At 66.6% G+C, this 12409-nt stretch carries 13 protein-coding genes; 5 read left to right on the top strand and 8 right to left on the bottom strand.

The genetic code is table 11. The features are described from left to right. Window positions 1–12 precede the first annotated feature (12 nt). Window positions 13–1560 carry an NCS1 family nucleobase:cation symporter-1 gene (locus TPAU_RS10150; RefSeq protein ID WP_013126661.1) on the bottom strand — a complete coding sequence of 516 codons (1548 nt, stop codon included), beginning with the start codon at window positions 1558–1560 and terminating at the stop codon, window positions 13–15. A gap of 248 nt (window positions 1561–1808) precedes the next feature. Here TPAU_RS10150 and allB point away from each other — a divergent pair, with 248 nt between their 5' ends. Then, complete coding sequence (gene allB, locus TPAU_RS10145; protein WP_013126660.1) at window positions 1809–3158, top strand: allantoinase AllB; 1350 nt, start codon at window positions 1809–1811, stop codon at window positions 3156–3158. Between the two features lie 23 nt (window positions 3159–3181). On the opposite strand, the gene hisB is transcribed toward allB, so the two are convergent. Genes hisB through TPAU_RS10125 form a run of 4 tightly spaced genes read right to left on the bottom strand, consistent with a single transcriptional unit; the run spans window position 3182 to window position 6948 of the window. After that, window positions 3182–3796: an imidazoleglycerol-phosphate dehydratase HisB gene (gene hisB, locus TPAU_RS10140; protein ID WP_013126659.1), complete on the bottom strand. Its 615-nt coding sequence runs from the start codon at window positions 3794–3796 to the stop codon at window positions 3182–3184. Window positions 3797–3805: 9 nt separating this feature from the next. Next, window positions 3806–4930, bottom strand: a complete 1125-nt coding sequence (locus TPAU_RS10135) for a histidinol-phosphate transaminase (protein ID WP_013126658.1) — start codon at window positions 4928–4930, stop codon at window positions 3806–3808. Next, window positions 4927–6273 (bottom strand): histidinol dehydrogenase, encoded by a 1347-nt coding sequence (gene hisD, locus TPAU_RS10130; protein ID WP_013126657.1) that lies wholly within the window; start codon window positions 6271–6273, stop codon window positions 4927–4929. Before hisD ends, TPAU_RS10135 begins: the two co-directional genes overlap by 4 nt. A 9-nt stretch (window positions 6274–6282) precedes the next feature. Then, the gene (locus TPAU_RS10125; protein WP_013126656.1) at window positions 6283–6948 is read right to left on the bottom strand and encodes a cysteine hydrolase family protein; all 666 of its coding nucleotides are present in this window, start codon (window positions 6946–6948) and stop codon (window positions 6283–6285) included. A gap of 50 nt (window positions 6949–6998) precedes the next feature. Between TPAU_RS10125 and TPAU_RS10120 the strand changes: the two genes are divergently transcribed. The 3 genes from TPAU_RS10120 to TPAU_RS10110 are packed head-to-tail and all read left to right on the top strand — an operon-like array spanning window position 6999 to window position 8561. Then, complete coding sequence (locus TPAU_RS10120; protein WP_013126655.1) at window positions 6999–7712, top strand: lysophospholipid acyltransferase family protein; 714 nt, start codon at window positions 6999–7001, stop codon at window positions 7710–7712. Between the two features lies 1 nt (window position 7713). Beyond that, a complete protein-coding gene (locus TPAU_RS10115) occupies window positions 7714–8145 on the top strand; it encodes a helix-turn-helix transcriptional regulator (protein ID WP_013126654.1) in 432 nt (143 codons plus the stop codon). 11 nt (window positions 8146–8156) lie between these two features. Beyond that, window positions 8157–8561 (top strand): VOC family protein, encoded by a 405-nt coding sequence (locus TPAU_RS10110; protein ID WP_013126653.1) that lies wholly within the window; start codon window positions 8157–8159, stop codon window positions 8559–8561. Between the two features lie 55 nt (window positions 8562–8616). Here the strand turns inward: TPAU_RS10110 and TPAU_RS10105 are convergent, their stop codons facing one another. Next, complete coding sequence (locus TPAU_RS10105) at window positions 8617–9663, bottom strand: NAD(P)-dependent alcohol dehydrogenase (RefSeq protein WP_013126652.1); 1047 nt, start codon at window positions 9661–9663, stop codon at window positions 8617–8619. 98 nt (window positions 9664–9761) lie between these two features. Here TPAU_RS10105 and TPAU_RS10100 point away from each other — a divergent pair, with 98 nt between their 5' ends. After that, window positions 9762–10460 (top strand): DUF1345 domain-containing protein, encoded by a 699-nt coding sequence (locus TPAU_RS10100; RefSeq protein WP_013126651.1) that lies wholly within the window; start codon window positions 9762–9764, stop codon window positions 10458–10460. Here the strand turns inward: TPAU_RS10100 and TPAU_RS10095 are convergent, their stop codons facing one another. Both TPAU_RS10095 and TPAU_RS10090 read right to left on the bottom strand, forming a co-directional pair. Then, on the bottom strand, window positions 10461–11600 hold the full coding sequence (locus tag TPAU_RS10095) for a sensor histidine kinase (protein WP_041944934.1): 1140 nt from the start codon (window positions 11598–11600) through the stop codon (window positions 10461–10463). Then, window positions 11600–12286, bottom strand: a complete 687-nt coding sequence (locus TPAU_RS10090; RefSeq protein ID WP_013126649.1) for a response regulator transcription factor — start codon at window positions 12284–12286, stop codon at window positions 11600–11602. Before TPAU_RS10090 ends, TPAU_RS10095 begins: the two co-directional genes overlap by 1 nt. Window positions 12287–12409 lie beyond the last annotated feature (123 nt).

Below are 12409 nucleotides of genomic sequence, written 5' to 3'. Positions count from 1 at the left end.
GCGGAGATTCTCCTAGTGCTTACTGGGGACGGCGATCGGTTCGCCGGAGACGTCGACGAAGGGCCCAGAACGGTCCGCCACGAGCAGGTACACCACCGCGCCGAGTCCCGCACCGATGAACCACGAGTAGTTCGACACCACGTGCAGAGCCGGAACGTAGGCCATGAGAAGGGCGATACCTGCGGTGGGCACGAGGGCGAGCACCGCCCTGCCGTTCACGCCGCGCCGGTAGTAGTACGGCGCATCGGGCAGATCGCAGTACAGATCGGGCACGTTCACCTTCGACCGGCGAATGAGCCAGTAGTCGGCCATGACGATGCCGAACAGCGGGCCGAGCAGCGCACCGAGTCCACCGAGGAAGTACGTGATGACGGCCGGCGAGTTGTACAGATTCCACGGCAGGATGATCAGCCCCAGCGCACCGGAGACCAGTCCGGCACGGCGGAAGTCGAGCGCCTTCGGGAACAGGTTCGACAGCGCGTAGATGGGCGCAACGAAGTTGGCCATCAGGTTCACTGCCACCGTCAGAACCAGCAGTGCCAAGCACGCCAAGACCAGCAGGAGGGTGTTGGGTACCGTCTTGACGATATCGGCGGGTGATTCGATCACCCGGCCGTCGATCCGGAACTGAGCGCCGGCGAGCACGACCACGATCGCCCCGAACAGCAGCATGTTCAGTGGAATCCCCCAGAAGTTGCCACGCACGATCGCCCGCTTGGAGGTGGCGTTGCGGGTGAAGTCGCAGAAGTTCAGGACGAAGGTGCCGTAGATGGCGACCCAGAGGCTCGCGCCGCCGATGATCTGCAGCCACATGTCCAGGCCGGTCTTGGTCGCGGGCGTGCTCCAGGCGATCGAGAAACCGGCCTTGCCGAACATCCACACCGCCAACGCGGCCATGGTGACCAGAATGATCGGACCGGCGAAGGCCTCGTACTTGCGAATCATCTCCATGCCGTAACTGACGATCACCAGCTGGACCGCCCACAGTACGAGGAACGAGATCCAGCCGAGGGTGGACAGCCCGAGGACACTGTTCCGGTCCAGCGAGTCGGCGCCCGGCCACACGGCGACGACCATGATCCGCAACACCACGGAGGCGAGGTACGTCTGGATGCCGAACCAGGCGATCGCGACCGCACCGCGGATCAGCGCCGGGACCTGTGCCCCGCGGATACCGAAGGCGATGCGGCTCATGACCGGGAAGGGAATTCCGGTCTTCTCCCCCATGAAGCCGGACAGATTGAGCAGCAGGAACAGGAAGACACCACCGAGCAACAGTGCGAGCAGGATCTGCCATCCGCCGAGACCGAGCGCGAAGAGTCCGATGGCGAAGGCGTAGTTGCCCAGACTGTGCACGTCATTGGCCCACAGGGTGAAGATGTTGTAGGCGCTCCAGGTGCGTCCGCTGCGCTTCGTGGGTGCGAGATCACGGTTGTACAGGCCCGAACTCAGCCGATTGAGCGCCTCGACGTCAGGGAGATCATCGACCGAGTCGGCGTCACTCAGACGGATCGGGTCGGCTGAGGCCGCTCGCGGAGCGGGTGCGGGGCTGTCGGACATGCGGGTCCTTCGTTCGGGGCTCAGGGTTGTTCACCCGCTCGGAATCTTCCGTAAAGCGGAATCACACTTCCATCAATGTCGATTAGTAACGCCCATATGGTCCATCCGTGTCAAGACCCATATCGCATGACGGAATATGATCGTCACACGCTGGAAACATGCGTCTTGACCGCCACTGCGGACACACCTACTCTTTCCCACTGGATAGACGCGGCATTCCGCGGTACAGAACTGGCGAAGGAGCCGGCATGAGCACGGACAGCACCGAGTACGACGTGGTCGTCCGCGGCCGCCGGATCATCACCACAGCGGGTGTCGTCGCGCGAGAGGTCGGTATCCGCGACGGCCGCGTGGTGGCGATGGAACCGCTCGGCAACGCTCTCCTGGGCAGGGAGACGATCGAGCTCACCGACGAGCAGGTCATGATTCCTGGGCTCGTGGATACCCACGTGCACGTGAACGAACCGGGCCGTACGGAATGGGAGGGCTTCGAATCCGCGACGAAGGCCGCCGCCGCCGGTGGTGTCACGACGCTGGTCGATATGCCGCTGAACTCGATCCCGCCCACCGTCGACCGCGAGGCGCTTCGGCTCAAGCGCGAGGTCGCAGAGCCCAAGGCGTACATCGACGTCGGATTCTGGGGCGGCGCCGTTCCGGGCAACCGTGACCAACTGCGCAGCCTGCACGACGACGGGGTGTTCGGCTTCAAGTGCTTCCTGCTGCACTCCGGCGTGGACGAGTTCCCGCACCTCACGGCCGACGAGATGGAAGAGGACATGGCCGAACTGGCCACGTTCGATTCCCTGATGATCGTGCACGCCGAGGATTCCCGGGCGATCGATCACGCGCCCTCTGCGGAGGGCGCCGAGTACGCGCGCTTCCTCGCTTCCCGTCCACGGGGCGCGGAGAACGTCGCGATCGCGGAGGTGATCGAGCGCGCCCGCTGGACCGGCGCCCGCGCCCACATCCTCCATCTCTCATCGTCCGACGCACTGCCGATGATCGCGTCGGCTCGCCGGGACGGCGTGAAACTCACCGTCGAGACCTGTCCGCACTACCTCACGTTGCTCGCCGAGGAGATCCCCAACGGCGCCACCGCCTTCAAGTGCTGTCCCCCCATCCGGGAAGCCTCGAACCGCGAACTCCTCTGGCAGGGCCTCAAAGACGGCGTGATCGACTGCATCGTGTCCGACCACTCCCCTTCGACGCTCGACCTCAAGGACGTGGAGAACGGCGACTTCGGCGTGGCGTGGGGCGGCGTCGCCTCACTCCAGTTGGGGCTCTCACTGATCTGGACCGAGGCCAAGCGCCGTGAGATCCCGCTGGAACAGGTAGTGGAGTGGATGTCCGCCAAGCCCGCCAAGCTCGCAGGCATGACCCGCAAGGGCCGCATCGCGCTGGGCTTCGACGCCGACTTCGCGATCTTCGAACCGGAGGCGGCGCAGGTCGTCGACGTGCACCGGCTGCACCACAAGAACGCCATCTCGCCCTACGACGGCAAGGCCCTCGCCGGTGTCGTGACCCAGACCTGGCTGCGTGGCGTGCGGATCGACTTTCAGACTCCGCACGGCAAGCTGCTGCGCCGCGGCGACGCCTGAGGCCGGCTCGCACCGGCTGTCGGCTACAGGCTCCCCTTCGTCGACGGCACGCCGCTGACCCGCGGATCGGGCTCCACTGCTGCACGCAGCGCACGGGCGACGGCCTTGTACTCGGCCTCGGTGATGTGGTGCGGGTCGCGGCCGTAGAGCACCCGCACGTGCAGCGCGATCCGGGCGTTCATGGCCAGTGACTCGAATACATGGCGGTTGATCACCGTCGAGTACGGAACGCCCGGGTAACCGCCGATCACGGAGTGCACCAGGTACTCCGGCTCTCCCGTGTGCACGGCGTAGGGCCGGCCGGAGACGTCGACGGAGGCATGCGCGAGCGTCTCGTCCATGGGAATGAAGCAGTCCCCGAACCGCCGGATGCCCTTCTTATCGCCGAGCGCCTCACCGATGGCCTGGCCGAGCACGATCGCCGTGTCTTCGACGGTGTGGTGCGCGTCGATCTCAACGTCGCCCTTGGCCTGCACGGCGAGGTCGAAGCTGCCGTGCTGACCGAAGGCGGTGAGCATGTGATCGAAGAACGGGACGCCGGTGGCGATCTCAGTGGTGCCGTTGCCATCGAGGTTCAGCTCCACCACGATGGCGGACTCCCTCGTCGTGCGCTCGATGCGGGCGATGCGGTCGGTCATGGAAGTCACTCACTTCTTCTCGGGCGCCAGCTTCTCGCTGATCGCGAGGAAGGCGTCGTTCTCGTGGTCCAGCCCCACCGACACGCGCAGGTGGCCCGGGATGTGCATGTCACGTACCAGGACTCCGCCGTCGAGATAGCTGCGCCAGGCGGCGGACTCGTCGGTGAAGCCGCCGAACAGAATGAAATTGGCGTGCGATTCGATCACGTCGTAGCCGAGGTCACGCAGCCGCGCGGTGATCCGGTCCCGCTCGGCGGACAGGTGCGCCACCGAGGCCAGGGTCTCCGCGCGGTGATCGATCGCCGCGATCGCGGCCGCCTGGGTGAGCACCGACAGGTGGTACGGCAACCGCACCAGTTGGATGGCGTCGACGATCGCCGGTGCCGCGACGAGATAGCCCACACGCCCACCCGCGAAGGCGAACGCCTTGCTCATGGTTCGGCTCACGATGAGCTTCGCTCCGAACCGCTCCACAAGGCGCACCGCCGACGGACCGGAACTGAACTCGCCGTACGCCTCGTCGACGATGACGATGCCGGGGGCGGCCTCGATCAACCGGATCAGGTCGCCGTCGGCGATCAGGTGCCCCGTCGGGTTGTTCGGGTTCGTGAGGAACAGCACGTCGGGGCGCAGCTCGTCGATCGCACCGACGGCGTAGTCCACGTCGAGCGCGAAATCGGCGGTGCGCTTGCCCGGGATCCAGTGCGTGTCGGTGCCGTCCGAGATGATCGGGTGCATGGAGTAACTCGGCACGAAGCCCATCGCGGTGCGACCCGGTCCGCCGAACACCTGCAGTACCTGCTGCAGGATCTCGTTGGAACCGTTGGCCGCCCACACGTTCTGCGGCCCGACGACGACTCCGGTCCGCTCGGTCACATACTCCGCCAGCCGGTTCCGCAGGGTAGCCAGATCGCGATCGGGGTATCGGTTCATCGTGGCGGCGACGGTCGCGACGGCCTCCGCGATATCGGCGACCAGCGCCGGGCTCGGCGGGTGTGGATTCTCGTTGGTGTTCATCGCCGCGGCCACGGGCAACTGCGGTGCGCCATAGGGCTCCTTGCCACGCAGCGTGTCCCGGATCGGCAACTCATCGAGCGTCACCTGACCGCCGGGGACCCCGGAGTCGCCGGTCACGACGCGCCACCGTTGAGCGATTCGAACCGCAGCCGCACGGCCTCACCGTGGGCCGGCAGATCCTCCGAATTGGCCAAAGTGATCACGATTCCCGCGATGTCCTTGAGCGCCGCCTCGTCGTACTCGACCACGTGCACACCGCGCAGGAAGGTCTGTACCGACAGCCCCGAGCTGTGTCGCGCGCAGCCGGCGGTCGGTAGCACGTGATTACTGCCCGCGGCATAGTCGCCGAGGCTCACTGGAGAGTGCGGGCCGACGAAGATCGCACCGGCGGCACGGACCCGCGCAGCGACCTCACGGGCGTTCGCGGTCTGAATCTCGAGGTGCTCGGCTGCATACGCATTGACCACGGCAAGTCCCTCGGTGACATCGTCGACCAGAACGGTGCCCGACTGCGCACCGCGCAGGGCGGTATCGACCCGCTCGCGATGACGGGTCCGCTCGAGCTGTGCGGAGAGCGCCTCGTCGACCCGGTCGGCGAGCTCCACGGAGTCGGTGACCAGCACGGACGCAGCCATCACATCGTGTTCGGCCTGACTGATGAGGTCCGCGGCCACGTGCACCGGATCGGCGGTGGTGTCGGCGAGGATCGCGATCTCGGTGGGTCCGGCCTCGGCGTCGATGCCGACCAGGCCGCGGCACAGTCGCTTGGCAGCGGTGACGTAGATGTTTCCGGGACCGGTGATCAGGTCGACGGGTGCCAATTCGGCACCATCGATGTCAGTGCCACCGTGCGCGGCGAGGGCCACGCCCTGCGCGCCACCGGTCGCCCACACCTCGTCGACACCGAGCAGGGCGCACGCCGCCAGGATCGTGGGATGCGGTAAGCCGTCGAAGTCCTTCTGCGCGGGCGAGAGAACAACCAGAGACCCGACGCCGGCGATCTGCGCGGGGACCACGTTCATCACGACCGACGACGGGTAGACGGCGTTACCGCCCGGCACATACAGACCTACCCGGTCCACGGGTATCCACCGCTCGGTGACGGTACCGCCGGGCACGACCTCGGTGACGGTGTCGGTGCGGCGTTGATCGGCGTGCACGGTGCGTACCCGTGCGATGGCGGTTTCGAGCGCCTCGCGGATCGCGGGGTCGAGTGCGGCCAGGGCACCGGCGATGGCGGCCGCGGGCACCCGGACCGTGTCCGGCCGGACCCCGTCGAACCTGGCCCCCCACTCGAGCGCGGCCTCGGCGCCACGGTCGGCGACCGCGTCCACGATGGGCCGAACCTGCGGGACCACGGCGTCCACATCCACGCCGCCGCGCGGCAGCGCCGCGCGCAACTCGGTCAGCGACGGACGGCGCCCGCGCAGGTCGAGACGGTTCAGCTGCAGAATCGGCATGGCCTCATTCTATGGGTTGGGCGCCACTGCGTTTTCGGCCAGGGCGGCCTCCACCTGCGCGGTCCTCCGGACCTCGACTCCGATCAACCGCAGGTCGTCGAGCCGGCGCTCCGTGGCCTGTGAGGTCGCGTCGGCGACGACCACGGCCCGGAAATCCCGCTCGGTCGCATCGAAGAGCGTCGCCCTCGGGCAGTTCGGCAGGTTGCACCCCGCCACGACGACGGTGTCCACTCCACGACCGCGCAGGTGTTCATCGAGCGATGTGCGATAGAACGCCGACCAGCGCGGCTTGAACAGCACCACTTCATCGTCGCCCACCTGCTGGAGCCGATCGTCGAGGAGGCATTCGGCATCGAGCGGCACCGACAGCAGCGAGGCCGCCACGTCGGCACCGGCTGTGCCCGGTGCCGCGATCCGGATGCCGCTCTCGATCGCCGATCGGCGCAACGGGTCGACGTCGCTGCCGCCGGGAACATAGAGACGGACCACGTGCACCACCGGGCGGTGTGCCGCGCGGAACGCCGCGAGCAATCGGGCCATGGCAGGGAGCGCCGCCCGGGTTCCCGGTACCGACGCGGCGCCGTCGACGAAATCGTTCTGCACATCGATCAGGACGAGCGCCGCACGATCCCAGTGCGGCGATGTGTAATCAGAGGCATCCGTGGGGCTGGTCACACGTCGATCTTCCCGCACCGCGCAACTGACGGTCCGGTAACTTCTCTGGCATGGCGCAGACCAATCACGGCGATCAAGGACTCCTGTACTGGCTCATCAAGCACGTCTCGGTGGGCCCCTTGATCACAGTGGTGAACCGGCCGACGGTGGAGGGCCTGGAGAACGTCCCCACCGAGGGCCCAGCATTGCTGGCCGGCAACCACCTGTCGATCGCGGACTGGTTGTTCGTGCCGCTCGCAGTGCCGCGCCGGATCTCCTACCTGGCCAAAAGTGACTACTTCACCGCACCGGGCCTGTCCGGCACGCTGCAGAAGTTCTTCTACACGCAGACCGGACAGGTCCCGATCGACCGCGCGGGCGGCGACGCCGCGACCGCCGCGTTGAACACGGCGAAGAAGCTGCTCTCCGAGGGGCGATTGGTGGGCATGTACCCGGAGGGCACCCGCTCCCCCGACGGCCGCCTGTACCGGGGCCGGACCGGCCTGGTCCGCATCGCCTTCGAAACGGGAGTACCGATCGTCCCCGTCGGCGTCATCGGCACCGACAAGGTCTCGCCTCCCGGGCCGTTCCGCTGGCACGCCGAGCGCGTCCAGGTGAAGTTCGCCAAGCCGATCGACCCGATCGAGTACGACGTGCCCTCGGACCCGGACGAGCGGCACCACCTCGAGCGCACCGTGACCGATCGCCTGATGCAGGAGATCCAGTTACTCACCGGACAGGAGTACGTCGACGAGTATTCCAAGAAGTGGCGCCCGGAATCCTGACGTGAGCGAGCAACAGCGGATTCGCGACCTCGCCGTGCTACGGCGCGTGCGGGACCGGATCGACCGGGAGTTCGCGCAACCGCTCAACGTCGAGGAACTCGCCCGGGGCGCGCACATGTCCGCGGGCCACCTGAGCCGAGAGTTCAAACGGGTCTACGGCGAATCCCCTTACTCGTACTTGATGACCCGCCGGATCGAGCGCGCCATGATGCTGCTGCGGCGAGGCGACGTCTCCGTCACCGACGCCTGCTTCGCCGTCGGCAGCTCGTCGCTCGGGACCTTCAGCACACGATTCACCGAACTCGTCGGTGTTGCGCCCAGTGTCTACAAGCGCGACCACGGCGCGGCGGCGCAGGGCATTCCCGCGTGCCTCGCGCGCCAGATCACCAGACCGATCAGGAATCGAGAAGCACCTCCGGACACGCCCGTCTAGCGTTGCTAGGCATGAACGTCAGCATTCATTACGCCTTCCTGCCGCACACCGACGCCGAAGCCGCCTTGGGCTTCTACCGCGACACCCTCGGGTTCGAAGTCCGCAAGGACGTCGGTTATCAGGACATGCGCTGGATCACCGTCGGCCCTGCGGGACAGCCCGTCTCGATCGTGCTGTATCCGCCGGCGGTCGACCCCGGCATCACCGAGGCCGAGCGGCAGACGATCCTCGATCTCATCGCGAAGGGCTCGTACGGCGCGATCACCCTGGCCACCGACGATCTGGACGGTCTGTTCGAGAAGGTCGCCGGCTCGGGTGCCGATGTGGTGCAGGAACCCATGGACCAGGACTACGGCGTACGGGACTGCGCCTTCCGTGATCCCGCGGGTAACCTGCTCCGGATCAACCAACTCTGACACCGACGCCGCCGCCGCACCCGAGGATGCGGCGGCGGCGTCGTGGCTCTGCCGGTCAGAGTGTGGCGGTGTCGATCACGAAGCGATACCGCACATCCGAGGCGATCACGCGCTCATACGCCTCGTTGATCTGGTCGGCGGAGATCAGCTCGATCTCCGAGGCGATGTCGTGCTCGGCGCAGAAATCGAGCATTTCCTGGGTCTGCGCGATGCCGCCGATCATCGATCCGGCGAAGCTACGCCGGTTGCGAGTGAGGTCGAAGACATTGACCGGGACCGGATGCTCGGGCAGTCCCACCTCGACAAGCGTGCCGTCGACCGCGAGCAGGTTGAAGTACTGGTGCATGTCCAGGTTCGCCGACACCGTGTTGATGATGATGTCAAACCGGTTGCGCAGCAACGTGAAAGTATCGGGGTCGGAGGTGGCGTAGTAGTGCTGGGCTCCGAGTCGCAGTCCGTCCTCCATCTTCTTCAGTGACTGGCTGAGCACGGTGACCTCGGCACCCATGGCCGCCGCGATCTTCACGCCCATGTGGCCGAGTCCACCGAGACCGATGATCGCGACCCTGGTACCCGGGCCCACATTCCAATGACGCAGCGGGCTGAACAGCGTGATACCCGCGCACAACAACGGTGCGGCGGCTGCGTAATCGATGCTCTCGGGTACCCGCAGCACATAGTTCTCGTCCACCACGATGGACTGCGAGTAGCCGCCCTGGGTGGGCTGACCGTCGCGGCCCTTGGCGTTGTAGGTACCGGTCATCCCGCGCTCGCAGTACTGCTCCTCGCCTGCTTTGCACGCGGCACACTCGCGGCAGGAGTCCACGAAACAGCCGACGCCCACCCGGTCGCCGACGCCGAACTTCGTGACCTCGGTGCCGACCGCGGTGACCTCGCCGACGATCTCGTGACCAGGCACCACGGGGTAACGGGCGGGGCCCCACTCGCTGCGTACCGTGTGGATATCGCTGTGGCAGATGCCGGCGTAGCGGATCGCGATCTGCACGTCGTGCGGTCCGGGATCCCGCCGTTCGACGGTCATCGGGGCCAGGGGTTCAGTGGCGGACACGGCTCCATATGCGTTGACGATCATGGTTTCCATTGTGCGCTCACGCGCTGGCCCCTGCTCGTCGGCCCCGGTTCATGACGATTTCTCCACGGCTCGGCTCCACCACACCGTTGCAATGCTTAAATCACTTCATGTCGAACGATGCAAGTGCAACCGACTCGGAGAGCAGCCGGCCGGTAGTGGCCCAGCGACGTGCCGCGGTAGCCCGGATCCGCGCCACCGTGATGATCCTGGTGGGCGGTGGCGTCGCGGTCGCGGTCGGCGTACTCGATTCCTGGCGTCACGCACCGGCTGCCGGGTGGGCCGCCGCCGCCGGGATCTACGTCGTCTGGGTGTGGGTCACCATCTCGCCGATGGACGCCGAGACCACGGCCGCCCACGCCACTGAAGAGGACCCGCAACGACGCCTCGCCAACTTCCTCACCACTACCTGTGCGCTGGCCAGCCTCATCGCCGTCGCGATCGTCATGGCGGACGCGCACACCGCGACACCCGGCGGTCGGCTCGCGCTCGGTGGTCTCGCCCTCAGTACCACCATCCTGTCCTGGCTGATGATGCACCTGCTGTTCACGCTGCGGTACGCGGAGACCTATTACGACACACCTCCGCCCGGGGGCATCGACTTCAACCAGACGGACCCGCCCCGGTACACCGACTTCGCCTACATCTCGCTGTCCTTCGGCACCGCCTACTGCGTCTCCGACACGGCGATCACCTCCAGTGCCGTCCGCGCCGAAACACTGAGGCACACGCTGCTCTCCTTCGTCTTCGCGAACGGGATCCTTGCCACCACCATCAACCTGGTGGTGAGCCTGGCCAGCAGCAACTGACTACCTGCCGGCGGTGGGTAGCGTGAGGTCGAGCCGGAATCCAGCTTCTGTGCTGCGCGCGACGACCGAGCCTCCATGTGCTTCGACGATCCCGCGGACGATCGCGAGCCCCAGGCCCGCGCCCGTTGTTCCGCCGTCATCGTCCGCCGACCGCGCGGCGTCGGCGCGCCACCCGACGTCGAACATCCGTCCCAAGTCTTCGGCAGCCACACCCGGGCCTTGATCGATGACACTGAGCACCAACCGTCCGTCCGCGAGGGGATCGGCCCGCACCACGACCTCACTGTCGGCGGGCGCGTGCCGCAGACTGTTGGTCAGTAGGTTGCCCACGACGCGGGTCAGCTCCCGGGGGTCCACCAACACCAGGTGACCGTCGATGCCGTCTTGCGCGATGGTGATCCCGCGACGGCGAGCGATCGGGCTGCAGTCGGCGACGGCATCACTGACAAGATCCAACAGGACAACGGGTTCGGGGTGGATTCGCAGGGTTCCGGACTGCATCGTCGACAGTTCGAAGAGGTCTGTGATCATGCCGTTGAGAGTGTCGACCTTGCCTCGAAGTGCCGTGAGGTATGCGGCACGGTCGGGGGCCGTACCCTCGTCGAGCGCCTCCGCCAGGGCACGGATCCCGGTGAGCGGGGTACGCAGATCGTGCGAGATCCACGCGAAGAACTGCCCACGCGCGGCGTCCAATTCAGCGACACGAGCGCGCGATTCTTCCAGTCGCCGTGACGTTTGCGCTAGCTCCGCCGAAACCTCGTCGAGTTCCGCGAGACCTGTGCGGGTGGGTTCGACGACATCACCGTCTCCGACCCTGCGGGTTGCGGTCCGCAATGCGGTGATCGATGCACCGATGGCGCGGCCCACGACGAGCGGGGTGGCGATCACGCTGAACACCGCGGACGTGGCGATCACCCACAACAGCACGGTGAGGTCGTGTCCCGACAGGTACATCTGCACTGCGATGGCCAGCGTGGAGGCGACGACCGACAGCAGTGCACCCGCGATCGCGACCGCGGCGCGCAACCCTATGCTCGCCCGGGGCGTCACTCGGAGCACACCGAGCGTCGCCACCGTCACCGCCAGGGTCACCAGCAGCGCGGTCACTACGATCTGCGCGAGCGCAGCACCGTCGAGCATCATCGGCCCCAACCGAATCGGTAACCCGCGCCCCACTCCGTCTGTAAGTACACCGGGTTTCGCGGATCACTTTCGATCTTCTCGCGCAATCGCCGCACGTGCACGGTCACGGTGGACGCATCACCGAATCCCCACCGCCACACCTCGCGCAGGATCTCGTCCCGACTGACCACCCGGCCCGGATTGCGAACCAGATAGAGCATCAACTCGTACTCCCTTGTGGTCAAAGTGATCTCGCGATCGCCGATCCACACCCGCCGATGTGCGGCATCGATCCGGAAGGGTCCGGCGTCGATCACCAGGTCGACTTCCGACGGAGTATTACGTCGCAGCTGAGCATTCACCCGGAGTTGGAGCTCACGCAACGAGAAGGGTTTCGCAAGGTAGTCGTCCGCGCCGCTCTCCAGCCCGTCGATCCGGTTCTCAAGACCGTCGAGAGCGGTGAGCATGATGATCGGCACCGTGGAGACCTCGCGGACGCGTCGGCATAGGTCGTCGCCGCTGAGCCCCGGAAGCATACGATCGAGCACCAACAGGTCGGGCCGATCAGCCTGGAAGGCCTCCCAGGCCCGCGCCCCGTCACGGTGCTGTGAGACCAAGCAACCCGCCAGGCGCAGGTGATCGGCGACCACCGTCCGCACTGCCGGATCGTCTTCGACGACCATCACCCGCGAGCCCTCCTGCATCCTTCGAGCGTAGGCGTCACAGCACACGGTCCGGAGATCCTTACAGAATCGAAATGTCGCCTTACAGCGCTGACCGGTCCCTTCGCCGCGGAGGCACCGACTGCTTCACTCGAACACGAGCCG

Origin of the sequence: Tsukamurella paurometabola DSM 20162 (assembly GCF_000092225.1) — a bacterium.
Classification (GTDB): domain Bacteria; phylum Actinomycetota; class Actinomycetes; order Mycobacteriales; family Mycobacteriaceae; genus Tsukamurella; species Tsukamurella paurometabola.
The sequence above is the reverse complement of the archived record's forward strand: the minus strand, read 5'-3'. Positions and strand labels throughout refer to the sequence as shown.